The 23,731-nt window shown below is 69.1% G+C and carries 23 protein-coding genes; 12 read left to right on the plus strand and 11 right to left on the minus strand.

From position 1 onward, the window contains the following. The first annotated feature begins 4 nt into the window (after positions 1-4). The 4 genes from TY25_RS25835 to TY25_RS25850 are packed head-to-tail and all read left to right on the plus strand — an operon-like array spanning position 5 to position 4,632. On the plus strand, positions 5-2,008 hold the full coding sequence (locus TY25_RS25835) for an acetyl/propionyl/methylcrotonyl-CoA carboxylase subunit alpha (RefSeq protein WP_042260119.1): 2,004 nt from the start codon (positions 5-7) through the stop codon (positions 2,006-2,008). Further along, complete coding sequence (locus TY25_RS25840; protein WP_042260120.1) at positions 2,009-3,169, plus strand: acyl-CoA dehydrogenase family protein; 1,161 nt, start codon at positions 2,009-2,011, stop codon at positions 3,167-3,169. It abuts the gene before it with no gap. Between the two features lie 60 nt (positions 3,170-3,229). Next, on the plus strand, positions 3,230-4,012 hold the full coding sequence (locus TY25_RS25845) for an enoyl-CoA hydratase family protein (RefSeq protein WP_014988786.1): 783 nt from the start codon (positions 3,230-3,232) through the stop codon (positions 4,010-4,012). Between the two features lie 5 nt (positions 4,013-4,017). Further along, a complete protein-coding gene (locus TY25_RS25850) occupies positions 4,018-4,632 on the plus strand; it encodes a TetR/AcrR family transcriptional regulator (RefSeq protein WP_014988785.1) in 615 nt (204 codons plus the stop codon). Positions 4,633-4,634: 2 nt separating this feature from the next. Here TY25_RS25850 and TY25_RS25855 read toward each other — a convergent pair whose 3' ends face one another. Next, the gene (locus TY25_RS25855; protein WP_042260122.1) at positions 4,635-5,702 is read right to left on the minus strand and encodes a hypothetical protein; all 1,068 of its coding nucleotides are present in this window, start codon (positions 5,700-5,702) and stop codon (positions 4,635-4,637) included. Between the two features lie 257 nt (positions 5,703-5,959). Here TY25_RS25855 and TY25_RS25860 point away from each other — a divergent pair, with 257 nt between their 5' ends. Beyond that, positions 5,960-6,847 (plus strand): phosphotransferase family protein, encoded by an 888-nt coding sequence (locus tag TY25_RS25860; RefSeq protein WP_042260123.1) that lies wholly within the window; start codon positions 5,960-5,962, stop codon positions 6,845-6,847. A 4-nt stretch (positions 6,848-6,851) separates the two neighbouring features. Here TY25_RS25860 and TY25_RS25865 read toward each other — a convergent pair whose 3' ends face one another. The 3 genes from TY25_RS25865 to TY25_RS25875 form a co-directional block, all read right to left on the minus strand. Then, positions 6,852-7,625, minus strand: coding sequence for an SDR family oxidoreductase (locus TY25_RS25865; protein WP_042260124.1), 774 nt, complete (start codon positions 7,623-7,625; stop codon positions 6,852-6,854). Positions 7,626-7,756: 131 nt separating this feature from the next. Beyond that, positions 7,757-9,757, minus strand: a complete 2,001-nt coding sequence (locus TY25_RS25870) for a glycosyltransferase family 39 protein (protein ID WP_042260126.1) — start codon at positions 9,755-9,757, stop codon at positions 7,757-7,759. After that, positions 9,754-11,058 carry a bifunctional glycosyltransferase family 2/GtrA family protein gene (locus TY25_RS25875; RefSeq protein WP_042260245.1) on the minus strand — a complete coding sequence of 435 codons (1,305 nt, stop codon included), beginning with the start codon at positions 11,056-11,058 and terminating at the stop codon, positions 9,754-9,756. Before TY25_RS25875 ends, TY25_RS25870 begins: the two co-directional genes overlap by 4 nt. A gap of 146 nt (positions 11,059-11,204) precedes the next feature. Between TY25_RS25875 and TY25_RS44495 the strand changes: the two genes are divergently transcribed. Then, positions 11,205-11,330: a hypothetical protein gene (locus tag TY25_RS44495; RefSeq protein WP_256656702.1), complete on the plus strand. Its 126-nt coding sequence runs from the start codon at positions 11,205-11,207 to the stop codon at positions 11,328-11,330. Positions 11,331-11,416: 86 nt separating this feature from the next. Here the strand turns inward: TY25_RS44495 and TY25_RS25880 are convergent, their stop codons facing one another. After that, positions 11,417-12,931: an MFS transporter gene (locus TY25_RS25880; protein WP_042260129.1), complete on the minus strand. Its 1,515-nt coding sequence runs from the start codon at positions 12,929-12,931 to the stop codon at positions 11,417-11,419. Positions 12,932-13,071: 140 nt separating this feature from the next. On the opposite strand from TY25_RS25880, the gene TY25_RS25885 reads away from it, so the two are divergent. Both TY25_RS25885 and TY25_RS25890 read left to right on the plus strand, forming a co-directional pair. Next, the gene (locus TY25_RS25885) at positions 13,072-14,073 is read left to right on the plus strand and encodes an Lrp/AsnC family transcriptional regulator (RefSeq protein ID WP_052383195.1); all 1,002 of its coding nucleotides are present in this window, start codon (positions 13,072-13,074) and stop codon (positions 14,071-14,073) included. A gap of 220 nt (positions 14,074-14,293) precedes the next feature. Beyond that, positions 14,294-15,016: a TetR/AcrR family transcriptional regulator gene (locus tag TY25_RS25890; protein WP_042260134.1), complete on the plus strand. Its 723-nt coding sequence runs from the start codon at positions 14,294-14,296 to the stop codon at positions 15,014-15,016. Between the two features lie 109 nt (positions 15,017-15,125). On the opposite strand, the gene thiD is transcribed toward TY25_RS25890, so the two are convergent. Continuing rightward, a complete protein-coding gene (gene thiD / locus TY25_RS25895; RefSeq protein WP_042260135.1) occupies positions 15,126-15,971 on the minus strand; it encodes a bifunctional hydroxymethylpyrimidine kinase/phosphomethylpyrimidine kinase in 846 nt (281 codons plus the stop codon). A gap of 91 nt (positions 15,972-16,062) precedes the next feature. Here thiD and TY25_RS25900 point away from each other — a divergent pair, with 91 nt between their 5' ends. Next, positions 16,063-17,262 carry a GTP-binding protein gene (locus TY25_RS25900; RefSeq protein ID WP_042260138.1) on the plus strand — a complete coding sequence of 400 codons (1,200 nt, stop codon included), beginning with the start codon at positions 16,063-16,065 and terminating at the stop codon, positions 17,260-17,262. A gap of 81 nt (positions 17,263-17,343) precedes the next feature. Here TY25_RS25900 and TY25_RS25905 read toward each other — a convergent pair whose 3' ends face one another. Both TY25_RS25905 and TY25_RS25910 read right to left on the minus strand, forming a co-directional pair. Further along, a complete protein-coding gene (locus TY25_RS25905; RefSeq protein WP_042260140.1) occupies positions 17,344-17,967 on the minus strand; it encodes an NAD(P)-dependent oxidoreductase in 624 nt (207 codons plus the stop codon). Between the two features lie 125 nt (positions 17,968-18,092). Further along, positions 18,093-19,178: an epoxide hydrolase family protein gene (locus TY25_RS25910; protein ID WP_042260142.1), complete on the minus strand. Its 1,086-nt coding sequence runs from the start codon at positions 19,176-19,178 to the stop codon at positions 18,093-18,095. 85 nt (positions 19,179-19,263) lie between these two features. Between TY25_RS25910 and TY25_RS25915 the strand changes: the two genes are divergently transcribed. Both TY25_RS25915 and TY25_RS25920 read left to right on the plus strand, forming a co-directional pair. Beyond that, complete coding sequence (locus tag TY25_RS25915; protein WP_042260145.1) at positions 19,264-19,908, plus strand: TetR/AcrR family transcriptional regulator; 645 nt, start codon at positions 19,264-19,266, stop codon at positions 19,906-19,908. Between the two features lie 85 nt (positions 19,909-19,993). After that, positions 19,994-20,401 (plus strand): VOC family protein, encoded by a 408-nt coding sequence (locus TY25_RS25920; RefSeq protein ID WP_042260147.1) that lies wholly within the window; start codon positions 19,994-19,996, stop codon positions 20,399-20,401. A 3-nt stretch (positions 20,402-20,404) separates the two neighbouring features. On the opposite strand, the gene TY25_RS25925 is transcribed toward TY25_RS25920, so the two are convergent. Both TY25_RS25925 and TY25_RS25930 read right to left on the minus strand, forming a co-directional pair. Next, the gene (locus TY25_RS25925) at positions 20,405-21,199 is read right to left on the minus strand and encodes a thioesterase family protein (protein ID WP_042260149.1); all 795 of its coding nucleotides are present in this window, start codon (positions 21,197-21,199) and stop codon (positions 20,405-20,407) included. 105 nt (positions 21,200-21,304) lie between these two features. Beyond that, entirely contained in the window at positions 21,305-22,549 is a 1,245-nt protein-coding gene (locus TY25_RS25930) for a KasA/KasB family beta-ketoacyl-ACP synthase (protein WP_042260151.1), read from the minus strand. 39 nt (positions 22,550-22,588) lie between these two features. On the opposite strand from TY25_RS25930, the gene TY25_RS25935 reads away from it, so the two are divergent. Further along, positions 22,589-23,152 (plus strand): TetR family transcriptional regulator, encoded by a 564-nt coding sequence (locus TY25_RS25935; RefSeq protein ID WP_042260154.1) that lies wholly within the window; start codon positions 22,589-22,591, stop codon positions 23,150-23,152. Between the two features lie 98 nt (positions 23,153-23,250). Here the strand turns inward: TY25_RS25935 and TY25_RS25940 are convergent, their stop codons facing one another. After that, positions 23,251-23,697 (minus strand): MarR family winged helix-turn-helix transcriptional regulator, encoded by a 447-nt coding sequence (locus TY25_RS25940; protein ID WP_042260157.1) that lies wholly within the window; start codon positions 23,695-23,697, stop codon positions 23,251-23,253. Positions 23,698-23,731: the final 34 nt, after the last annotated feature.

Raw genomic sequence — 23,731 nt, forward strand, 5'->3', positions numbered from 1 at the left:
TCAGATGCCAATCTCGAGTGTCCTGGTTGCCAATCGGGGTGAGATCGCTCGCCGCGTGTTCGCCACCTGCCGGCGGACCGGTCTGAGCACCGTCGCGGTCTATTCGGACGCGGACGCGGCCGCCCCGCATGTGGCGGAGGCGGATTCGGCGGTCCGGCTGCCCGGCAACACCCCGGCCGAAACCTACCTGCGCGGTGATCTGATCATCGAGGCGGCGCTGTCCGCGGGCGCCGACGCCGTACACCCCGGCTACGGATTCATGTCCGAGAACGCCGATTTCGCGAAGGCGGTGCTCGCGGCGGGGCTGATCTGGATCGGCCCGCCGGTCGAGGCGATCGAGCAGATGGGCTCCAAGGTCGCCTCGAAGAAGATGATGGACGCCGCGGGCGTCCCCGTGCTCGCCGAGCTGGACCCGGCCGAAGTCACCGAGGATCATCTGCCGGTCCTGATCAAGGCGTCCGCGGGCGGCGGTGGGCGCGGCATGCGGGTGGTCCGCAGCCTGGCGGAGTTGACCCCGCAGCTCGAAGGGGCGCGGCGCGAGGCCGAGTCGGCCTTCGGCGATCCGACGGTGTTCTGCGAGCGGTACCTCGAAACCGGCAGGCATATCGAGGTGCAGGTGATGGCCGATACGCACGGCACCATCTGGGCGGTCGGCGAGCGCGAATGCTCCATCCAGCGCAGGCACCAGAAGGTCGTCGAGGAGGCGCCCTCGCCGCTGGTCGAGCGCACCGAAGGGATGCGCGAGCGGCTGTTCGAGGCGGCGCGGCTGGCCGCCGGCGCGATCGATTACACCGGCGCGGGCACGGTGGAATTCCTCGCCGACGAGCGCGGCGAATTCTTCTTCCTCGAGATGAATACCCGTTTGCAGGTGGAACATCCGGTCACCGAGTGCACCACCGGCCTGGATCTGGTTCGCCTGCAACTCGACGTGGCCGACGGCGCCGCGCTGCCGTCGGAACCGCCTGCGATGCACGGGCATTCGATCGAGGTCCGGCTCTACGCCGAGGATCCGGCGCAGGACTGGCAACCGCAGAGCGGCACTGTGCACCGACTCGACATCCCGTTGGTGCGTACCGAATTCGATCTGCTCGACCGTCCGGGCATCCGGCTGGACACCGGCGTGGTGGACGGTTCGGTCGTCGGCGTGCACTACGACCCGATGCTGGCCAAAGTCATCTCCTACGCCGAAACCCGCGACGAGGCGGCGCGGCTGCTGGCGACCGCGTTGCACCGGGCAAAGATCCACGGCCTGGTGACCAACCGCGACCTGCTGGTCCGGGTGCTGCGTCACCCGGCCTTTCTGGCCGGGGACACCGATACCGCGTTCTTCGGCACGCACGGATTGGACACGCTGGCAGCGCCTTTGGTGTCCGAAGCCGACGAGGCGCTGTCGCTGGTCGCGGCCGCGCTCGCCGACGCCGCGGCGAACCGCGTCGCCGCCCGGGCCGGCGGTGGACTGCCCAGCGGCTGGCGCAACCTGCCGTCGCAGTCGACGCACAAGCTGTTCGAGAGCCGTACCAGCGGCACGCACGATATCGGCTACCGCTACACCCGCGGGGTGGTCGCGGTGGACGGCCACGACGGGCTCGAACTCGTCGAATCGCGTGCCGACCGCGTGGTGCTCGCGGTGCCGGGCGAAAGAGGCTCGGTCCGTAGGCATTTCGCCGTCGCCAGGTACGGCGATCTGGTGTGCGTGGACTCGCCGCTCGGGCCGGTCAGCGCGCGCAAACTGCCGCGCTTCAGTGATCCGGCCGACCAGGTGGCCACCGGCTCCCTGCTCGCGCCCATGCCCGGCAGCGTGATCCGGCTCGGCGCCGAGGTCGGCAGCCGGGTCGAACAGGGCCAGCCCATCCTGTGGCTGGAGGCGATGAAGATGGAGCACACCATCGCCGCCCCCGCCGCCGGCGTGCTCAGCGCCGTCAATGTCACCGTCGGCCAGCAGGTCGACGTAGGCGCCGTCCTTGCCGTCGTCGATCCCGCCGAGAGCAACGAACACCAGGAGTCCTGAATGAGCTTTGTCGAGACTGAAGAACAGCAAGCGCTGAGAACGGCTGTTGCGGCGCTGGCCGCGAAGTACAACTATCGCGACTACGTGCTGCCGAAAGCCCGCGCCAACGAGCCGCTCACCGAATTGTGGGACGAGGCAGGCAAACTCGGCTTCCTCGGGGTGAATCTGCCGGAGGAGTACGGCGGCGGTGGCGCGGGGCTCTACGAGCTGGCGCTGGTGATGGAGGAGCTGTCCGCGCAGGGCGCGGGGCTGCTGCTGATGGTGGTCTCCCCGGCCATCTGCGGCACCATCATCACCAAGTACGGCACCGACGAGCAGAAGCAGACCTGGCTGCCCAAACTCGGTGACGGCAGCGGCAAAATGGTGTTCGGCATCACGGAGCCGGACGCGGGTTCCAATTCGCACCAGATCACCACCACCGCGCGCCGCGACGGCGAGGAGTGGATCCTCAACGGCCGCAAGATCTTCATCTCCGGGGTGGATCAGGCCGAGGCCGTGCTGATCGTCTCGCGTACCGAGGATCACAAGACCGGCAAGCTCAAGCCCGCGCTGTTCATCGTGCCGACCGATGCCGCAGGCTTCCACAAGACGCCGCAGGAAATGGACATCATCGAGCCGGATCATCAGTTCACGCTGTTCCTCGATGACGTGCGGCTGCCGGCGAACGCGCTGGTGGGCAAGGAAGACGCCGCGCTGATGCAGTTGTTCGCCGGTCTGAACCCGGAGCGGGTGATGGGTGCCGCGATGGCGATCGGCCTGGGCCGCTACGCCATCGATCGTGCGGTGGAGTACGCCAAGGAGCGCACGGTGTGGAAGACGCCGATCGGTGCGCACCAAGGCATCTCGCATCCGCTGGCGCAGGTGAAAATCGAGCTGGAGCTGGCCAAGCTGATGATGCGCAAGGCCGCGACGCTCTACGACCTCGGCGACGAGATGGGTGCCGCCGAGGCCGCGAACATGGCGAAATACGCTGCGGCGGAGGCGAGTATCAAGGCGCTGGATCAGGCCATCCAGACCCACGGCGGCGCGGGCCTGACCAAGGAGTACGGCCTGGCCGCGATGCTGGCCGCCGCGCGCATCGGCCGGATCGCCCCGGTCAGCCGGGAAATGGTGCTGAACTTCGTCGCGCAGTACTCGCTCGGCCTGCCCAAGTCCTACTGACCACGTCCGCCCGCCGGGGGTGCCGAGCGCGGTACCCCCGGCGGGGCGACAGGAGACTCGATGACCGAGACATCCACCGCGCCCTACGTCCGCTACGACGTCGCCGACGGTTTCGCGACGCTCACGCTGGATTCGCCGCACAACCGCAACGCGCTGTCGTCGAAGCTGGTGGCCGAACTCTTGCAGGGCCTCGATGCGGCCGCGGCCGATGACAAGGTGCGCGGCATCGTCCTCGCCCACACCGGCAACACGTTCTGTGCGGGCGCCGACCTGTCCGAGGCCAGTAACGCCGATCCCGCGGTGGCCGCCGACGAGCGCACCCGCGTGATGATCGGCGTGCTGCGCCGCTTGATCGCCACGCCCAAGCCGGTGATCGCGCAGATCGACGGCAACGTGCGGGCCGGTGGGATGGGCATCGTCGCGGCCTGCGATATCGCGGTGGCCGGGCCGACGAGTAGTTTCGCGCTCACCGAGGTGCGCATCGGGCTGGCCCCGTTCATGATTTCGCTCACCCTGCTGCCGCGCCTGAGCTCGCGGGCGGCGTCGCGCTACTTCTTGACCGGGGAGAAGTTCGATGCCGCGGTGGCCGAGCAGATCGGGCTGATCAGCACCGCCGCGGCCGATCCGGTGGCCGAGGTGGCGCGGCTGCGCGCGGAGCTGCGCAAAGGCTCGCCGCAGGGGCTGGCCGAGAGCAAGCGGCTGGTCAACGCGGCCATGCTGGCCGAGTTCGACACCTCGGCCGAGGAACTCGCGCAACGCTCGGCGAGCTTCTTCGGCACCCCCGAGGTGCACGAGGGCATGCTGGCCTTCCTGCAGCGCCGTCCCGCGAGCTGGGCAGAATAGCCCTCATGGCGACACCCCACGAACCCAAGCAGGACCGCAGCCGAGCCACCCGGCAGCGCCTGCTGGAGGCGACCATCGACTGCCTGGCCGAAACGGGCTGGGCGGCGGCGACGGTCGCGGTGGTCGCCGAGCGGGCGGGGGTGTCCCGGGGCGCGGCCCAGCATCACTTCCCCACCAGGGAGGATCTGATCACCGCCGCGCTCGAGTACATGTTCGACACCAGGACCCAGCAGGCCAAGGACGAGGCGGTGGCCATGGCCGAGGTGGCCAGCGGGGTCGGCCGCACCGAGGCGGTGGTCGCCGGGCTGGTCGAGTCGTACACCAGCCCGCTGTTCAAGGCGGCGTTGCAGGTGTGGACGCACGCGGCCGCCGATCCGGCGCTGCGGGAGCGAATCGTCCCGCTCGAAGCCAAGTTCGGCCGGATCTCGCACCGGCGCGCGGTGGAGGCGCTCGGGGTGGACGACTCCGATCCGGTCACCCATCATCTGGTCCAGGCCACGCTGGACATGGCGCGCGGGCTCGGCCTGGCCGACGTGCTCACCGACGACTCCGCGCGGCGCAAGGACATCGTGCAGCAGTGGGCGGCGACGCTGCACGAGGCGCTGCACGCCCGCGGCTGAGATCAGTTGTCCGCCTGCGATTCCCGGGGCACCGCGGGCGATTCGCCGGTCGGGCCGTGCGCCGGGCGAACGTGCTCGAACCATCGAGCCGCCTCGTCGGCGGTGAGGGCCCGCTCCAGCACGAGATCGGCGGGTACGAACGGGAAGTAGCGGCCCGCGGGCCAGTGGCGCTCGTACGGCGGCGGATCGAGCACCAGCACCCGGGACCCGCCGAGCACCGGGATATCCGCGGGCGTGCCCTCGTTCCATATCCAATCGCCCTCGGGCGCAACGAGATTGAATGCGCCGACGGTGGGCGCCTGCCCCTCGGCGTCGCGGCACATCGCCGCCGCCTCGGCCGACGGGCGCGCGCCGGGCAGGTGCTGATCGCCGAGCAGCACGTCGGCGAGCAGGGTGTGCAGCTGGAAGTTGTCGGCGATCCCGGTCATCCGCAGCAGGTAGCCGGTCCCGGTTTCGCGGTGCAGGGCCACCAAGGGTTCGTCGTCGAGCAGCGCCAACATGTGGGCCAGCTCCTTGAACCAGCGCCCCGAGCACTCGGCGAGGTCGTCGTGGCGTTGCGCCAGGATCTGACAACCCTCGGGCCCGAACAACTTTCGCACCCGCTGATGCTGCAGCATCGCCAGCGCGGGCGAGACCCACTGGGGCAGCGTCCACCATCCCATCAGCGGCTCCAGTCCGAACCGGTCGAGCCACGCGTAGTCGGGGTCGGTGGTCTCCGGGTCGGGCGGCTCGGTGCCCATACTGTCACGCCACTGCTCGGCGAATTGCCGGGCGTATCCAAGTGATTTGGCCAGATTCGCGAGGATCACGGGTGCGCACTCCACCGCATCGTCCGCGCTGGTCACGTACGCGCCCACCATGTTCGCGATCTGTGGCCGCGCCCCGGGCGGCACATGGTCGAGCAGCGGGGCGAGCGCTTTGCAGCCGCGCACGATGATCTCGGAACCCGCCCCGTCCAGCGAGGCCATGAGTTCCTCTTGCGCGGCCCGGGTCTGCTCGGGTTCGCGCGCCGACAGCGCCTGCATGAAAGCGCCGACGGCAGTGAAGAAACGGTCGTCGCCCGAACTCATGACGCCACCTCGCCGGCGCTCGGTTCCGTCGGGCGCGCGGTGCACTGCCACCCGGTTGGCTCACTGCGTTCGTTCACGGCTGCACGGTATTGACTGAAACGGTGCCTTGTCGACCCCCATAGTCAGGGGCAACGCCGTGTGTTTCACCGGCTTTCGCGGGTCGGTGCGGCCGGGTACCGGGGCGTGCCGGTCGCGGTCGTCGGCGCACCTGAGCTGATCCGCGCGCAACCGTCCTTGCTTGCCTTAGGGTCTGGCGTATGGACAGTGCGGAGTACGGCGGGCTCGAGCAAACCCTCGGTCAGCCGATTGCCGGTAGCGCGCCCGCCGAATGGGGCTTCCAGAACCGTACCGACCTGCTCACCCTGGCCGACGGCGATCGGATGGTCCTGCAGCGCTACCGCGATCCCGACGATGCCGAGCGCAGGTTGCGGATCATGCACACGCTGCTGGAGCCCGCCGCCAAGCGGGGCATCGCCATCCCGCGCATCCGCCGCTTCGATCTCGACGCCGATCCCGCCTGGATCGTCTTCGACGCGCTGCCCGGAGTGCCCGTCCCGGCCAGCGCCGCGATCGGTCCGGACAGCGCGCGTTTCCCGGCCATCGCACGGGAGATGGGCCTGCTGCTCGCGGCCTTCCGCCGCCTGCCCACCGCGGGCCTGCAACTCGACGACCTCTGGGCCACCCCGACCCGGCTCGCCCAGCAGGCGAGCGGCTGGGCCGCCCGGCTCGAACCCGAGCTCTCCGGCCCGCAGCGCGCGAACCTGGACCAAGTGCTGAAGGCCTATCCCGCGCTGTTCGCCGAGCGTCGCACGGTGCTCGCGCACGGGGACTTCACCCCGGTCAATATCCTCACCGACGGCGAAACCATCACGGGCCTGCTCGATTTCGAGTCCGTCCGGCTCGCCGACCCGCTCTTCGATCCCGCGTGGTGGGCTTGGTCGGTCGGTTTCGCGGGCGCCGAGGTGCTGGCGCCCGCCTGGCCCGGATTTCTCGAGGCCGCGAAGTTCGACCCCGCCGAACCCGAGCTGGCCGAGCGCGTGCGCGCCCTGCAGATCCTGCGGATGCTCGAATTGCTCACCAGCCAGAGCGATCTCAGTCCGAAGATCCGAGACGCGGTGTACGGCAAGCTGGTCGCCGAGCTGTAGCACCCTACTTCGCCGGATAGGCGTCGGCCAGCCATTCGGCGAAGGTGGGGCCTGCGAGGGTGGCGTGTGCGCCGGCCAGCAGTCCGCCGTTCTCGAAGGTCTCGCGATCCGGGTTGGCCGGGTCGCTGGATTCGATGATCCGAGTGGCCGCGCCGCGCCGCGCGGCGAGCAGCCGGGCCGCGCCCGCCATGGTCTCGGGCTGCGGGCCCGCGATCTCGGGGATCGGCGCACCGGTCGCCGCGGGCGCCGGGGCGACGGCCAGCTCCACCAGCGCTTCGGCCACCGTGCGCGCGGCGACCAGCTGGGTGCGCATGTTCGCGAGGTAGGCGACATCACCCTGCGTGCCCCACTGGGTCATCACCTCGACCAGCTCGTGGAACTGGGCGGCGCGCAGAATCTGTACCGGCAGCGGGCCCGCCGCGAGCGCGCGCTCGTGCGCCAGCTTGGCCGCGTTGTATCCGCCGGTGGCGTTGTCGATGCCGATGATGGAGACCACCACCAGTCGTTCGACTCCGGCCTGCCGGCCCGCCTCGTGCAGGTTTCGCGCTGCGGCGGTGAAGAACTCGGTCGCGATGTCCTTGTCCGCCGACGGCGTGCTGGACGCGTCGATGACCACCTGCACGCCGGCCAGCGCCGCGGCCAGCGCCGCCCCGGTCTCGATGTCCACGCCGTCTTTCCGGGAGAACGCCACCACCTCGTGGCCCTGCTCGTTCAGCACGTCCACCACGTGCCGTCCCAGCCGACCCGTCGCCCCGGCCACCGCGATCTTCTTCGTCATCGTTGCACTCCTCTGTGTTCCTGCGCGTTCTGCCGCGTTCACAGAGAGGACGACCCAGCCCGCCCGAGTGTGACATCGGGGTGGCATGCGCAATCCGCACCGGGCGAGGGACCCGGTGCGGATCGAGCGGACTATCGGGTGGCGGTGAGGTCGTACAGGGTTACGCCGTCCACCTCGGTGGCGGTGTAGTTGTCCTTGACCCACTGCGTGATCTGATTGCTGGTGGATTGTCCACCGTCGCCGGGCCCGCCTTCGCGTTCGCCGCGATTGCTGCCGATGAAATAGTGGATCTTCCCTTCTGCCACATACTGTTTGAACTGATCAAGGGTCGGCGAGGGATCGCTGCCGTTGAAGCCGCCGATGGGCATGACGGGTAGCTCGGTGGCGAGCTGGAACCCTGCCGCGCTGTTGGAGCCGATGGCGGCGGCCGCCCAGGTGTAGGTGCTGCCGTCCTGCGCCAGCAGGGCGACGACCTTGTCGCTGGGTTTGCTCGCACCGAGCAACCCGCCCGCCGGGCCGCCCAGCATCTCGCGGCCCTGACCGGCTGCCGGGCCGCCCGGCATGCCCTGATGTCCAGGACCTTGTCCGCCGTCACCGCGCGGCATGCGGCCACCGGGCATGCCCTCACCCCACGGGCCGGGTCCGAACATCCCGAACCGGCCGACATTCGGGCCCGCCGACGGGATTGAGCCCTCGTGTGCGGTCGCGATGGTGTCGACGGCGTACGCGGTCGGCCCGGCCAAACCGGTGAACGCGATGGTGAGCGCGGAGACGACGGCCAGCTTGCGCCGTGCGGGAACGAGCGCGACGAGCGTCGCGAGAATGCCGGCGACGAGCACGGTCCAGCGCAGCCAGGGCTGCCAGTGGACGCTGCGGGACAACAACATCCACGCCGTCGCGGTGGTCAGCCCGACCGCGAGCGCGAGCATCAGCCGCACCCACAGTCGCCGCCGTTCCCGCCACAGCAGCACCGCGCCCGCTCCGGCCAGCGCCGCCACCGCGGGCGCGAGTGCCACCGTGTAGTACTGATGGAAGATGCCGGCCATGAAGCTGAAGGTCAGTCCGGTCGCCAACAGCCAACCGCCCCACAGGATCAGTCCGGCGCGCTGCCGATCGGTCCGGGCGGCTTTGCCGCGCAACAGGATTCCGGCCACCAGGGCGACCAGCGCGGCGGGGATCAGCCACGCGATCTGACCGCCCTGCGCGGGCTCGAACATCCGGGTGATGCCCGGACTGCCCCACATGCCGCCGCCACCGGCCGGCAGGTCGGCGCCACCCATGCCGACGCTGCCGCGCTCGTTGCCGTTCAGCCTGCCGAGCCCGTTGTAGCCGAGGGTGAGTTCGAGAATCGAATTGTTCTGTGACCCACCGATCCACGGCCGCGAAGCGGCAGGCCACAGCTCGACGGCCAGCAGCCACCAGCCCGCGGCCACCACCATGGCGGCCCCGGCTGCCAGCAGTTGCAGCACCCGCTTGCCGAGTTTCGGCGGTCCGGCGATCAGGTAGGTCAGCACGAGCGGCGGCACCACCAGCAGCACCTGCAACTGCTTGGTGAGGAAGCCGAATCCGACGAATACGCCGGTGAGCACCAGCCAGCGCCACCGGCCGTCCTCGACCGCGCGGGTGATCGCCCACGCGGCGGCCACCATAAGGAACACCAGCAGCGCGTCCGGGTTGTTGAACCGGAACATCAGTGCGGCAACGGGAGTCACCGCGAGCACCAGCCCGGCGAGCAGCCCGGCGGCCGGACCGAACGGACGGCGCACGGTCGCCCAGACCAGGGCCACACTCGCCACGCCGAGCAGCACCTCCGGTACCAGAATGCTCCAGCTGTTCAGGCCGAAGGCGCGCACCGACAGCTCCATCAGCCACAGCGAGGCGGGCGGTTTGTCCACGGTGATCGAGTTCGCGGCATCCGAGGAACCGAAGAAGAATGCCTTCCAGGACACCGAACCGGCTTGTACCGCAGCGGAATAGAACGAGTTGGCCCAGCCGTTGGCGCTCAGGTTGCACAGGTATGCGATCCCCGTGCCGAGCAGGAGAGCCGCCAAAGCCGGTAATTCCCAGCGATTTCCGTGCTGCCGTGCGGGTTGCTCGGGTGCCGCGGTCGGCGGCGCCAGGGTCGCCGTCATCGGTTTCCTCCCTCGGTGCCCAGCACCGTCGCGCCGGGTGCGTCGCTCGTCTCGGGCCGCACCGCCACCGCCGTCCGGGACGTGCTGTCGGGTGTGTTCCGGAAGACCCAGCGCAACCCGACGAAGCGCAGAATGGTGGCCACCAGGTTCGCCACGACGAGTACGAACAGCTCCAGGTGCACCGGTGCGTCCGGCGCCCAATGGTGCAGCGTGAACAGCGATCCGCTGGTCAGGGCCAGCCCGATGCCGAAGATCACCAGTCCCTGGAACTGATGCGAGACCACGCCGGTCGATCCGCGCACGCCGAAGGTGAAGGCCCGGTTGGCTGCCGTGTTCGCGACGGCGGTGATCAGCAACGCGAGGAAGTTGGCCACCTGCGCGCCGGTAAACGATTGCAGCGCAACGTAAAGCAGGAGGTAGGCGAGGGTGCTGAGCACGCCGACGATCGCGAAGCGCACCAGCTGGCCGACCATGCCGAGCGGCACGCCGGGCACCAGCGGCTCGCGTCCCACTGCGCGGCGCAGCTCGTCCATCGGCAGCGCGCCGGTGGCCAGGGCCCGGCCGAGCCGGCCGATGCCGAGCAGATCCTTGCGCGCGGTGTCCAGGATGTCGACCCGGCTGTCCGGATCGTCGATCCAGTCCACCGGCACCTCGTGGATGCGCAGCCCGGCCCGCTCGGCGAGCACCAGCAATTCGGTGTCGAAGAACCATTCACCGTCGCGCACCAGCGGCAGCAGCCGGCGCGCCACCTCGGTGCGCATCGCCTTGAAACCGCACTGGGCGTCCGAAAAGTGGGCTTGCAGTGACGCTTTCAGCAATAGGTTGTAGCAGCGCGAGATGAATTCCCGCTTCGGTCCGCGCACCACCCGCGACGACGCGCTGAGCCGGGTGCCGATCGCCAGGTCGGAATGCCCGGTGATCAGCGGCGCGACCAGCGGCAGCAACGCGTTGAGATCGGTGGACAGGTCGACGTCCATGTACGCGACCACCTGAGCGTCGGAGTGTTCCCACACCGCGCGCAGCGCCCGCCCTCGGCCCTTGGCGTCCAGGTGCACCACCCGTACGCCGTCCAGCTCGTCCGCGAGCAGCCGCGCCACCTCGAGGGTGGCGTCGGTGCTGGCGTTGTCGGCGACCGTGATCCGCGCCGTGAAGGGGAACCCCTCGCGCAGATACGCGTGCAGCCTGCGCACACAGACGCCGAGGTCGGTTTCTTCGTTGTAGACCGGGATCACCACATCGAGCACGGGTGTCCCGCTTTTCTCGGCTCTTTCCGCAGCCGCGACGGTCACAGTCTCGGTCATGGTGACCACCCTCGACGGTCACGCTGCCACGGAGCTGGGCCTCAGCTGTGAGGTTGCTGGGGGCTGGAAGCGGTACGCGACCCCCTCGGCGTAGCGTACGGTCGAAGTATCGGGGCCGTTCAGGTCCTGCGAGCAAAGGACCACGCTTGTCCGACAAGTCTCCGCGCAGCTCGATGTCGAAGAAATCCGGAAAGTCGCTCAAGGAGAAGCGAGCCGACAAGAAGTCGAAAGCCGCCGCTGATCCGAGCATCCTCGACCCGAAGAAGCGTTGATCGCCGCTGAGCGAGGCCGTCCGATATCCTCGCTCAGCGATCTCATCGACTCCGCCGTGGGTGCACCCGAACGATGTCGACCCAGGTCAGGTGAGTGCCCGGGCTTCGGCTGCGGGCACCTGCGACGCACCTCGACGACGTAGCAACCCCAGTGCCGCCACCGCGCCGAGCAACGCGACCGCGCCGCTCACCGCCAGGGTCGCCTGCACGCCCGCCGCGGCCGCGCTCCGGATCGCCTCGTCGAGGGCCGCCCGCGTCTGCACGGGCGCCAGTTGCACCAGCATCGCGGACTGCCCGCCGGCCACCGCCCGCGCCGCGGCCTGCGGCTCCGGTACGCCGTGCGCGGCGAGCACCTCCCCTGCGCGGGCCGTGAAGACGCTGCCGAGCGTGGCTATCCCGAAAGTGAAGCTGAGCTGCTGCGCGGTATTGAGCGAGCCGGTCGCCATGCCCGCCCGCTGCCACGGCACCGCCGCCATGGCCGCCGAACTCAGCGTGGCGGTGGCCAGGCCGACGCCGAGGCCGACCACCAGGAACCCGGGCAGCAATGCGACCCAACCGGATTCGCCGTCCACCAGCAGCGCGCCGAGGACGCCGCCGGCACCCGTCGCGCCCAGCCCGCCCGCGATGATCGGACCGCGACGCTCGCCGTGCAGGAACCGGCCGATACTGCCGGAAACCAGAAAAGCCATGACGGACAACGGAAGTCCGGCCGCCCCGGCCTGGATCGCGCTGAGCCCGAGCACCGATTGCAACCAGATCTGGGTGTACATCAGCGCGCCGAAAGCGCCGAAAAACAAGGTGCCCGCGGCGATCAGCACGCCGAGGAACGAGCGGTCCCGCAGCAACGCCAGGTCGAGCACGGGTTGCGCCGAGACCCGTTCGATCACCAGGAACACGGCCAGCGCCGCCGCGCCGAGCAGCAGCAAGCCCCAGGTGAGCGGGTCGGACCAGCCGTGCCCGCCGGCGCGGATCAGCGCGTAGGTGGCCGCCGCCGCGCTGACGGTGAACGTCGCCATGCCTGCCAGGTCGACGCGGCCGCGCTGTGCCCGTTCCGGTTCGGCGAGCACGCGGCAGGTGAGCGCGATGGCCACCGCGCTCACCGGCAGGTTGACGAAGAAGATCCACCGCCAGGACGCAAGATCGGTGAGCAGCCCGCCGATGATCGGCCCGACGGCGCTGGACGCGCCCGCGACCGAACCCCAGACCCCGTAGGCGACGCCTCGGTCCCGCCCGTCGTACGCGGCGTTCAGCAGCGCGAAGGTAGTGCACGCCATGGCGGTCGCGCCGACGCCCTGCGCCACGCGGGCCGCCACCAGCACGGTCGGATTCGGCGCGATCCCGCAGAGCAGCGAGGCGAAGGCGAACACGATCGAGCCGATCAGGTAGGTGTGCCGGTGCCCGGCCAGGTCGGCGATCGAGCCCGCCCCGAGCATCAGCGCCGCCATCGCGAGGGCGTAGCCGTCGACGACCCACTGCAGTGCGCTGAACGATGCGTCCAGATCGTTTCGTATGTCCGGTAGTGCGACGTTCACGATGGTGACGTCGATCAGCAGCATGAAGGTGCCCAGACACACCGTCAGCAGCGGCAGCCATTTTCGCAAAGCCGTTGTCCTCTCAGGGTTTCGGGGGGAGGTGAGACGGCGTCGAGTATTCGCAGCGACACGATGACCGGTCGCCTCGCCGCCGATCGGGCGTAGATTTCTTCCTTGTGGCCACCCCGCTGGTAGAAAAAAGTGCCCTGATGGACGAGATGGACGCGCAGATCGTGCATGCGCTCCAGTTCGATCCCCGGGTGGCGTTCAATCGACTGGCCGCCGAGCTCGGTGTCGCCGAGCAGACCGTCGCCCGCCGCTACCGCCGGTTGCGCCGGGACGGAGTGGTGCGGGTGATCGGGGCCGTCGACCCACGCGCGCTCGGCGAGAACGACTGGATCATCCGGGTGCGCTGCCGTCCGGACGGTGCCCGGCAGGTGGCGGAGGCGCTGGCGCGCCGCGACGACGCGGCCTGGGTGAGCATCGCCGCGGCGGGGGCCGAGGTGTCGTTCTCCCTGCACCCGCGCAGCGCGCAGGAACGCGACGAACTGCTGGTCCAGCGGTTGCAGCGGTCCGCGCCGGTGCACGACATCACGGCCGCGATGGTGCTGCACCGATTCGTCGGGCCGAACGTGATCGATTGGCGCGGTCGGCAATTCGCTCGGAGCGCGCCCGACACCGCCGTTCCGGAAGACGCCGACGCGGACCTCCGGCTGCGTGCGGAGGATCTCGCCCTGGTCGAGTTGTTGTCCAGGGACGGGCGCACCGGCTACTCGGCGCTGGCCCGGGCCACCGGCCTGACGACCGGGCGGGTGATGCGCCGGATCGCCGCCTTGCAGGCGGCGAATATTCTCTACTTCGACCTCGATATCGCCCCTGCCGCCCTGGGGCCGAGCCTGTCGGCCTTCCTGTGGTTGCGCGTCGCGCCCGCACGGCTCGACGCCGTCGGCCGCGCCCTCATCGCGCATCCCGAAACCGATTACGCGGCAGCGGTTACCGGGCCGTTCAACCTCTACGCGGTGCTCACCGCGGCGACCGCCGATGACCTGTACCGCTATGTCACGACGAAGATGGCGGCCCTGGACGGCGTGCACAGTTTCGAACTGACCCCGGTGCTGGAGCGCTGCAAACAGGCGGGCGCCCGGATCACGGCGGGCCTGCTCACGCCACCGGCGCCGGTGCCGCCGCGGAACCGAAGGGCGGCAACGTGATTCCGTGCCCAGCCGGTACAGCGGGCCGCCGAATCCTCGTAGGGCAGGCGCGGCACGAGGCGAAAGGCGCTAGCGTCCGTGGCGATCGGCACGCGGACGCCGTACGCCACCGAGGATGATGCTCGCCGCCGTGTCCGGGCCGGGTCCCACGGCTCGAGCGAGGTCAACGGCCGGACGATGGCATCGGTACCGCTGGTAGCAGGTAGCATCCGGAATCGTGATGCGCAGCGGGCGAAAACTGGACGAGGTGCCGCGCAAGCGCGTCGACGCACGCACGGAGCGGTGGCGCGAACACCGGCAGAAGGTGCGCGCGGAGTTCGTGGACGCGGCCTTCCGTGCGCTGGACAAGTTCGGCCCGGACGTCAGCATGGGCGATATCGCCAAGGAGGCCGGTGCCGCGAAACCCAAGCTATACCGGCATTTCGAGGACAAGACCGATCTCTACAACGCGATCGTCGACCGGGTCCGCGACATGCTGTGGGAACAGATCATCGCCAGTTTCGACCTGACCAACGATTCGGCGCGCGAACTCGTGCGCCGGGGCGCCGCGGAGTATGTGCTCGTGGTGTCGGAGCACCCGAACGTCTTCCGGTTCATGCTGCACAGCCATTTCGCGCAGCAGTCCGACGATTCCGAACGCGCGTTGCAATCGGCTCGCCAGTCGGCCAAGCGCGCCGCCGATCTGTTCGCGGAGCTGCTCGCGGAGAAGGCGGTCGAGGTCGACGGGGTGGAATTGGTCATCTATTCGATCTTCGGCGCGGTCGCCTCGGCCACCGACTGGTGGCTCGGCGCGAATCGGCTGTCGACCCAGGCCATGCCGATCGAAAAGTTCGTCGCCTATCTCGCGGAAACCATTTCCGCGCTGGCCGAAGCGAATGCCCGGCTCAACGGCATCACCATCGATGCCGATCTGCCACTGCATCTCGCTTTCGCGAGCGAATGAGGTCCGCCGCAACCACGCGAACCACGGTGTTCTCGCTGAGCCGCTTCGTCGAGGTCAGCTGCGTTTGCGACACCCTTATTGTCGCAGCACCCACCGACAGGAATGGGGTTCAGTCGGTGTGCAGCCGCCAGAGCGGCGACACCGGTCCGTGGCCCGCGCCGAGGTCATAGGACGCGGCGAGACAGCGGTAGGTCCACTCCTTGGCGAACTCCACGGCCTCGGGCACCGAGTAGCCGTTGGCCAGAGCGCAGGCGATCGCGGCCGCCAGGGTGTCGCCACCGCCGTGATCGTTGCCGGTGCTGATCCGCGGCGCGGTGAACTCCAGGAAGTCGGCGCCGTCGAACAGCAGGTCGGTGCTGTATTCGGAGGAGCGCAGGTGCCCGCCCTTAACGATCGCCCACTGCGGGCCCAGCTTGTGCAGCGCCACCGCGGCCTGCCGGGCCGTGGCGTCGTCGGTCACGTCGATACCGGTGATCAGCCGCACCTCGTCGAGGTTCGGGGTGACCACGGTGGCCAGCGGAATCAGCGTGTTGCGCACGGCGTCCAGCGCTTCCTCGTGCAGCAGCGGATCGCCGTGCATGGAGGCCGCGACCGGATCGACGATCAGCGGAATGCTGCCGTTGCGGCCGATGCCCACCTCGCCGCAGACCGCCGCGACGGCGTCGATGATCGCGGTCGAGGCCAGCATGCCGGTCTTGACCGCGCCGATCCCGATATCGGTCGCCACGGCGCGCACCTGCCCGGCCACGATATGCGGCGGGATCTCGTGGAAGTCGCTGACTCCCACCGAGTTCTGCACGGTCACCGCCGCGACCGCCACGCAGGCGTGCACGCCGCACAGTGCCATGGTGCGGGTATCGGCCTGGATACCGGCGCCGCCGCCGGAGTCGGTGCCCGCGATGGTGAGCACCCGGACGGGAGTCTCGCCCCCGGGGGTCAGTGGCAACAGCTTCACGACACAAACCCTACGGCCGCCGGGGCGGGTCGTGGTGACCAACCGTCCACCCCGCACGGGTATAGCAAATGAAAACCATTATCATTAAGCGATGACCACCTCCCCGCAGCCCGACCTGCTTCCCGTCACCGTGTTGTCCGGCTTCCTCGGTGCGGGCAAGACCACGCTGCTCAACCACATCCTCGCCAACCGGGAAGGCCGCCGGGTGGCGGTCATCGTCAACGACATGAGCGAGGTCAACATCGATGCGGCGCTCGTCGCCGGGCAGGGGCATATGCGCCGCGCGGCGGAGCCGATCGATGAGGGTTGGGGTTCGGGCGACGGGTGGGCCCGCACCGAGGAGAAACTGGTCGAGCTGACGAACGGGTGCATCTGCTGCACCCTGCGTGCGGACCTCATCGAGGCGGTCGGCCGGCTCGCCCGTGAGGGCCGGTTCGATCAGCTCGTCATCGAATCCACGGGCATCTCCGAACCGATGCCGGTGGCCGCGACCTTCGACTGGGAATTCGAGGACGGCTTCAAGCTCGGCGATATCGCGCGGCTGGACACCATGGTGACCGTGGTCGACGCGTCCACCTTCCTGCCCGAGGTGGCGCGCGGGCAGGCGCTGGCCGACCGGAATCTGCAAGCGGGCGAGGGCGATGCGCGCACCATCGCCGACCTGCTGGTCGATCAGGTGGAATTCGCCGACGTGCTGCTGGTGAACAAGACCGACCTGGTCGGCGACGCCACGGTCGGGCGGGTGGAAGCGACTGTGCGCAAACTCAATCCGCGTGCGCACGTGCTGCGGACGCGCAACGGCGTGGTCGCACTGGACGAGGTGCTCGGGACCGGCCGCTACAACCCGGTGGTCGCGGCCGAGTCCGACGGCTGGGCGGAGGAACTCGCGGGCGGGCACACACCCGAAACCGAGGAGTACGGCATCCGCAGCCTGACCTATACCGCCGACCGCCCGTTTCATCCGCAGCGGCTGTCCGAGGTGCTCGGCACATTACGGGGATTGTTGCGCAGCAAGGGTTTCTGCTGGATCGCCAGTCGCCCGACGCTGGCCGCCATCTGGTCCCAGGCCGGGCCCAATCTGGTTTTCGAGCCCGCGGCGTGGTGGTCGTCGCTGGAAGTGCCCGCGGGACAGGAGATCGTCTTCATCGGCCTGGACCTGGATCGCGAACGGGTGCGTGCGCTATTGGACGATGCGCTGCTCGATGATGCGGAATTCGCTGCGGGACCGGCGGTTTGGGCGAGCTATCCCGATCCGTTCCCGGCCTGGGGCGCAGTGCACGAGCACCTGTGAACGACGGCGACCCACGCCCGGTGCGGGGCGTGGGTCGCGGGGCCGGCTGCGGCAGCGGGGCCGCGGCATGGTGGCCGGGCCTCAGTTGGAGATCCCGGGGGCCTGGCGCAGATAGGTGGTGTCGGTGAGCTGCTCGAGCATGAAACCGGCGATATCGGCCCGGGCGATCTTCAGCGTGAGACCGCGTTCGCCGGCCGGGAAGCCGCGCCGGAAACCCCCGGTGCGCGGGCCGTCGGTGAAGGCGCTCGGCCGCACGATGGTCCAGTCCAGGTCGCTGGCTCGCACGTAGGCCTCCTGCTGCACGTGATCGGCGAAGGCCTGGCGCAGCAACAACCCGAACATGACGTACTTCCAGAGGAAGTTCAGGTTGGCTTTGCTGTCACCGACGCCGAGCGTGGTCTGCACGATCAGCCGCTTCACCCCGGTCCGATTCATCGCCTCGATCACCGCGCGGGTGCCCTCGGCACGGATCACACCTTTGCGACCCGCGCCGAGCGAGACCAGCACCGCGTCCTGGCCGGCCACCGCGCGCTGCACCGAATTCGATTCCAGCACATCACCTTCCACGATATCGAGCCGCTCGTGCCGCTGCGTGAGGCCGGCCGCGCTCCGGGTGAACGCGGTGACCTGATGTCCCTCGGCGAGTGCCTGCTCGACGACCAGCCGACCGACGGTGCTGGTGGCGCCGAAGACTGCGATTTTCATGGTTTTTCTCTTCCTGTCGAAAGCTGTTGTGCTGTTGCTGGATCAAGTACAACAGCGCACAGCGAGACGAACCATGGCTGGGAATCTCGATGACATAAGAGACAGTCTCAGCGGCGTCGGCGCGCTCAGCGATACTGCGCGAAGAACTCGGCGATCTCGCCCGACATCAGCTCGGGGGCGACGTGGTGCAGGTAGTGCGTGTACACGTCGTGGGTCTTCCAGGACACGATATTGCTGTGATCGCGCTCGGCGAAGCGCCGGATGCCGTGGAAATCGCCCTTCGAACCCGACAGCGACAGCGGCACCGTGATCGGCTCGGTGGCGTGCTCGGCCCGCGCCTTCTCGAAGTAGTGCCGGATCGCGGAACCCGCTGTGCCGGTGAGCCAATGGATCGCGATATTGGTGAGCACGAACTCGTCGTCCAGATCCGGGCCGAGCAGCTGGCTGTTCCAGCCGACCAGCCCGGTCGGCGAATCCATCAGCGCGTGCGCCAGCGTCTGCGGCTGCTGGGACTGCAGGATGTTGAACCCCATCTTGTTCTTGGCGAACCAGTCCAGCGTGGCCAGCGACTGCGCCTCGTCCTCGGTGAGATCGGCCAACTCGGCCGGGTCGCCGGACGGGAACGAGTAGACCTGGGAAACCTGCACGGCGACAACATGTTCCGGGTCGACGCGGGCGAGTTCGGGGGAGATCTGGGCGCCGCCGTCGTTGCCGACCGCGCCGTACTTCTCATACCCGAGACGCCGCATCAGCTCGGCCCAAGCCTTGGCGATCCGGGTGTCGTGCCAACCGGCCTCGGTGGTCGGTCCGGAGAACCCGTAGCCCGGCACCGAGGGAATCACCAGATCGAAGCCCGCGGCGGTGAGCGGCTCGATGACGCCGAGGAATTCGACGAACGTGCCCGGCCAGCCATGGCTGAGGATCAGCGGAAAAGCGTTGTCCCGCGGCGACTGCACGTGCAGGAAGTGGATGTTCTGTCCATCGATCTCGGTGGTGAACTGCGGGTAGGCGTTCAGCTTCGCCTCGACCGCGCGCCAGTCGAACCCGTCGCGCCAGTAGTTCACCAGGTGGCGGACCCGCTCGACGCTCACCCCGTAGGTCTCGCCCGAGCCGGGGATCTGGTCGGCCCACCGGGTGCGCGCCAGCCGAGCCTGCAGGTCGTCCAGCTCGGCCTGGTCGATGTTGATGCGGAAAGGGGTGATGGCGGTCATCTGATCTCCTAGTGAAACGGAATGCTCTGTTCTGTTTGAACCGTAACAGAACGGATCATTCCGTTTCAAGTGTTATCCTGAAATCATGCCGAAAACATCCGATGCCCCAGCTCAGAAGGGTCTGCCCGGGCGCAAGGCGCAGGCCGCCCGCAACGACGGGATCATCCTGGCGGCCGCGCGGGCAGTGTTCCTGGCCGATGCCAACGCCCCGATCGCGGCGGTCGCCGAACGGGCGGGTGTGGGGATCAGCGCGCTGTATCGCCGCTATCCGAGCAAGGAGGTGCTGTTGCGCACGCTGTGCCACGAAGGCCTGCGCCGGTACAACGTGGAAGCCGATGCGGCGCTGGAAGATCCGGACGGCTGGCAGGCGCTGGTCGGCTTCCTGGAGCGGGTCGTCGACGCCGACGTGCACTCGCTGACCGTGCATCTCGCGGGCACCTTCACCCCGGACGAATCGATGCTGCCCGACGTGGTGCACGCGGGTGAGGTGAACGCCGAGCTCGTACGCCGCGCACACGGCACCGGAAAGCTGCGTCCGAATGTCACCGCCGAGGATCTGGGCCTCGTCCTCGAATCGTGCGCCGCCATCGCGATGCCCGATCCGGCCCGTACCGCGCAGTTGCGCCGCCGGGTGCTCGCCATGCTGATCGCGGGTCTGACCGTCGAGGGCGACCTGCCGGGCCCGCCACCGGCCCCGGGTGAATTCGCCTGGCGCTGGGAACGGCGGTGAACCGCTGCGCGAGACCGGTGAGTTCCGCCGCCCGACTCGGTCTGCACTGGTAGGAATACCGCACCAGGCCGCGAAAGGACCCGCCATGAACTGGACGCTCGAGGTCGTGATCGTCCCCGTATCGGACGTCGACCGAGCCAAGGAATTCTACGAGCAGAAACTCGGATTCGTCGTGGACCACGACACGGTGTTCGGCGACGAGATGCGCATGGTGCAGCTCACGCCGCCGGGCTCGGGCTGCTCCATCGTGATCGGCTCGGGCTCCTTCACGACGATGACTCCCGGCTCACTGCAGGGCTTGCAGCTGGTGGTTCCCGATATCCGGAAAGCCCACGCCGAGTTGACCGCTCGCGGCGTGCCGGTCGGCGAGGTCCAGGTGCTCGGCGAGAACCCGCGGCCGATGCCCGACCCGCTCGACAATGTCGGCTTCGTGTTCTTCACCGATCCCGACGGCAACGGCTGGGCCGTGCAGCAGATCTCCAGCCGCGCCTGAACCCTAACCGCGCGGGGCCAGCAACAGCGTTTGGGTGCTGCGTCCGAGCGGGCCTTTTTCGTCGTACAGTGCGGATTCGGCGAGCCCGATGCCGTGCGGCTGCGGGTAGGTGGCCGCATCGAGGCACACCCATTCCCCCGCGGGCTGGCGATGCAGCGTGACGGTCAGGTCGGTGTTGATGAACAGATACGCCGACCAGTCCAGTACGGAGCTGACGCCGTTGCCCGAATCGGCGGCGGCCAGCGCGCGTTCCAACGGGCTCGGGTCGGTGCCCGCGACGATCGGGTACTTCAGCCGGATCCAGCAGATAGCCGGGCCAGGGTCTACGAAAGACCCTGTGATGAAACGGTATTCGATACCGGTGTGGAACCCGACCGGCTGATCGGATGGGAACGGCTCCGGTGTGGCGTGCGCCGGTCCGGGACGCAGACCCTGCGGCAGGATCCGTTCGGGCAGTTCGAGCTCCGGGTCGGCGCGTTTGAATCGCCAGGCGTTGGCCTGCATCACCGGGCCGCGGTCGGTCGACAACGTCGCTTCGATCAACTCGACGCTACGGCCCGGTCGCGCCACGCGAGTCCGGACGGTCAGCGGCGCGAGCGGTACCGGGCCGAGAATCTCCACCGACACCCGGCCGACCTGGAAGCCTTCGCGCGGCTCGCACCGCTCGATCGCGTGGCCGAGCAGCGCGGACGGCGGGCCGGCGTGCTGCGCGTCCGGTGACCAGGGCCCGCGGGTCAGTTCGGTCGAGACGAACCGCTGCGGATCAGCCGGATCGGGCACGTAGAAGGCGTCGCTCACGTCGTTGTCCGTCCTTCGGTTCGGCGGCATTGCTGGTGGTACGTCGTCAACCGTTGTACAACGGCCGCTGCGCACCCGGGATTCCGGGCTCCGCCGCGCGGCCGGCTAAACCCGGCCGAAGGCCAGCGCGACGTTGTGCCCGCCGAACCCGAACGAATTGTTCAGCGCGTACTCGATCCGCTGGGCGCGCGGCGCGCCCGCCACGATATCCAACTCGATCGCCGGGTCCTGGTGGTCGAGATTCAAGGTGGGCGGGACGATCTGATCCCGCAGCGTCAACATGGTGACCAGCGATTCCAGCGCGCCGACCGCGCCGATCGAGTGGCCGAGCGCGGATTTGGGCGCATAGACCGAGGCCTCGGGGGCGACCGCGGCGATCGCGTTGGCCTCGGAGGCGTCGCCGATCGAGGTCGAGGTCGCGTGGGCGTTGACGTGCTGGATATCCGAAGCCTGCAGTCCCGCCGTCTGGATCGCCTTGCGCATCGCGCGGGCCGCGCCGACTCCCTCGGGTTCGGAAGCGACGATGTGGAAGGAGTCCGAGGTGATGCCCGCACCCAGCACGCGCCCGTGGATCTCGGCGCCGCGCGCCCGCGCGTGCCGCTCCGATTCGAGTACCAGCAGCGCGCCCGCCTCGCCGAAGACGAACCCGTCCCGGTCCCGGTCGAACGGCCTGGACGCCCGTTGCGGTTCGTCGTTGCGGGTGCTCATCGCGCGCATGATGGCGAAGCTGGCGATCGGCACCTCGTGGATATGCCCTTCCACCCCGCCCGCCACCACCACGTCGGCCTCGCCGGTCCGGATCAGGCGCCACGCGTTCGCGATCGCTTCCGAACCGGACGAGCAGGCCGAGACAGGCGCGAAAACGCCTGCCTTGGCGCCGATTTCGAGGCCGACCGTGGCGGCCGGGCCGTTCGGCATCACCATCGGCACCGAGAGCGGCGGCACCTTCCGGTAGCCGCCGCCGCGCATCGCGTCGACCGCGCCGATGAGCGCGTCCGCGCCGCCGAGTCCGGTGCCGATCGCGACCGCCAGCCGCTCGCCGTCCACCTCGGGCGCGCCCGCACTGCGCCACACTTCGCGGCCCAGCACCAGGGCCAGCTGTTCGACGTAGGACAGTCGCCGCTGTTCGACCCTGGTCAGGTGGGCGCCGGGCGGCGTCGTCAACTTGCCGCCGATGCGCACCGGCAGGTCGTAGTCGCGCACGAAATCGTCGGTCAGCTCGCCGATCCCGCTGTGCCCGAGCAGCAACTCGGACCAGGTCGTGTCCATGTCGCCGGCCAGCGAGGTGGTGGCCGCGTAGCCGGTGACGACGACGGAGTCCCGAGTTTCTGAAGCGATCGTTACAGTCACGATGTCATGAATACCTGTAGCAATCGCTACAGTCAACCCATGGCCCGGCCCCTGGATCACGTCAAACGCGCCGAACTGCTCGCCGCCGTGGTGCGCTACATCGCCGATCACGGTCTCGTCGACCTGTCCCTGCGGCCGCTCGCCGCCGAACTCGGCACCAGCTCGCGGATGCTGATCTATTACTTCGCCACCAAGGAAGAGCTGCTGGTGCAGGCACTGGCGACACAGCGGCCCGACCTCGTCACGCTGTTCGCCGAGGTCGCCGACGCGGCCGCGCTCCGCGCCCGGCTCTGGGATTTCTGGCAGGCGAACGCCGCGGGGGACGGGCGGATCAGTGTCCGGGTGATGTTGCAGGTGCTCGGCGCGGCCTGCGCGGCCGAGAGTCCCTACGCGGAATACGCGAAGGCGGCGATCGCGACCTTCATCGCCGCACTGGCCGACGGGCTGCGCGGTCTCGGGACGGTCGACGATCCGGAATTGGTTGCCACGCTGCTCATTTCGGGACTGCGCGGCATTCTGCAAGACCGTCTCGTCACCGGCGACAGCGAGCGCGCGGACCGCGCCGCGCGCCTGCTGATCGAACAGTCGCTCCCGCTGTCCTGAACCGCGTTCGCGCATCGCTGCGTGGTTACTCGGCGTCTTTTGGGCTCGGCTGCGGCGCGGCCGGCACTGCCGCTGCGGCCGTGCTCCTGCCCGGTGGATCAGACCTGGGTGTGGTCGACGACCTTGCGGAGCAGCGTGGTCAGTTGGGCGCGTTCCCGAGGGGTGAGCGGTGCCAGCAGGTCGTCACCTACGGCGGTGGCCTGTTTGATCAGCGCGGTGCGGGCGGCTCGGCCCGCGCGGGTGATGCGGACGGTCACCCGGCGTCGATCGTTGTCGTCGCGGGTGCGTTCGACGTGACCCGCGGCCGCGAGTTCGTCGACGATCTTCGCGATATCGCTCGGATGGATCGCCAGTCGCTCGGCCAGATCGCGTTGCGCGTGCGGGCCGAAATCGGCGAGCGCGGCCAGGATCGCCATGTGCCACAGGCGAAGTCCGCGTTCGGCCAGCCGGTCGGCGAACCGGCCACGGGCGGTCTTGCCGACTCGCGACAGCAGGTAGATGTCGAGCTCGAGCAGGCTGGGCGGCGCTGCGCGTCCGGTGTCCATCGATCTATTGTAGGTGCTTACCAATAATAGGTTC

This window comes from Nocardia brasiliensis NBRC 14402, from assembly GCF_000308475.2.
GTDB classification, from domain to species: domain Bacteria; phylum Actinomycetota; class Actinomycetes; order Mycobacteriales; family Mycobacteriaceae; genus Nocardia; species Nocardia brasiliensis.

Bases quoted from the DNA above. Each gene is read 5' to 3' on its own strand.
- TY25_RS25890 (WP_042260134.1), top strand. From the start codon at position 14,294: ATGCGCAGCGGGCGAAAACTGGACGAGGTGCCGCGCAAGCGCGTCGAC.
- TY25_RS25875 (WP_042260245.1), bottom strand. From the start codon at position 11,058: ATGACCGAGACTGTGACCGTCGCGGCTGCGGAAAGAGCCGAGAAAAGC.
- TY25_RS25870 (WP_042260126.1), bottom strand. From the start codon at position 9,757: ATGACGGCGACCCTGGCGCCGCCGACCGCGGCACCCGAGCAACCCGCA.
- TY25_RS25845 (WP_014988786.1), top strand. From the start codon at position 3,230: ATGACCGAGACATCCACCGCGCCCTACGTCCGCTACGACGTCGCCGAC.
- TY25_RS25935 (WP_042260154.1), top strand. From the start codon at position 22,589: ATGGCCCGGCCCCTGGATCACGTCAAACGCGCCGAACTGCTCGCCGCC.
- TY25_RS25915 (WP_042260145.1), top strand. From the start codon at position 19,264: ATGCCGAAAACATCCGATGCCCCAGCTCAGAAGGGTCTGCCCGGGCGC.
- TY25_RS25865 (WP_042260124.1), bottom strand. From the start codon at position 7,625: ATGACGAAGAAGATCGCGGTGGCCGGGGCGACGGGTCGGCTGGGACGG.
- TY25_RS25900 (WP_042260138.1), top strand. From the start codon at position 16,063: ATGACCACCTCCCCGCAGCCCGACCTGCTTCCCGTCACCGTGTTGTCC.
- TY25_RS25850 (WP_014988785.1), top strand. From the start codon at position 4,018: ATGGCGACACCCCACGAACCCAAGCAGGACCGCAGCCGAGCCACCCGG.
- TY25_RS25835 (WP_042260119.1), top strand. From the start codon at position 5: ATGCCAATCTCGAGTGTCCTGGTTGCCAATCGGGGTGAGATCGCTCGC.
- TY25_RS25855 (WP_042260122.1), bottom strand. From the start codon at position 5,702: ATGAGTTCGGGCGACGACCGTTTCTTCACTGCCGTCGGCGCTTTCATG.
- TY25_RS25840 (WP_042260120.1), top strand. From the start codon at position 2,009: ATGAGCTTTGTCGAGACTGAAGAACAGCAAGCGCTGAGAACGGCTGTT.
- TY25_RS25910 (WP_042260142.1), bottom strand. From the start codon at position 19,178: ATGACCGCCATCACCCCTTTCCGCATCAACATCGACCAGGCCGAGCTG.
- TY25_RS25920 (WP_042260147.1), top strand. From the start codon at position 19,994: ATGAACTGGACGCTCGAGGTCGTGATCGTCCCCGTATCGGACGTCGAC.
- TY25_RS25885 (WP_052383195.1), top strand. From the start codon at position 13,072: ATGGACGAGATGGACGCGCAGATCGTGCATGCGCTCCAGTTCGATCCC.
- TY25_RS25905 (WP_042260140.1), bottom strand. From the start codon at position 17,967: ATGAAAATCGCAGTCTTCGGCGCCACCAGCACCGTCGGTCGGCTGGTC.
- TY25_RS25940 (WP_042260157.1), bottom strand. From the start codon at position 23,697: ATGGACACCGGACGCGCAGCGCCGCCCAGCCTGCTCGAGCTCGACATC.
- TY25_RS25860 (WP_042260123.1), top strand. From the start codon at position 5,960: ATGGACAGTGCGGAGTACGGCGGGCTCGAGCAAACCCTCGGTCAGCCG.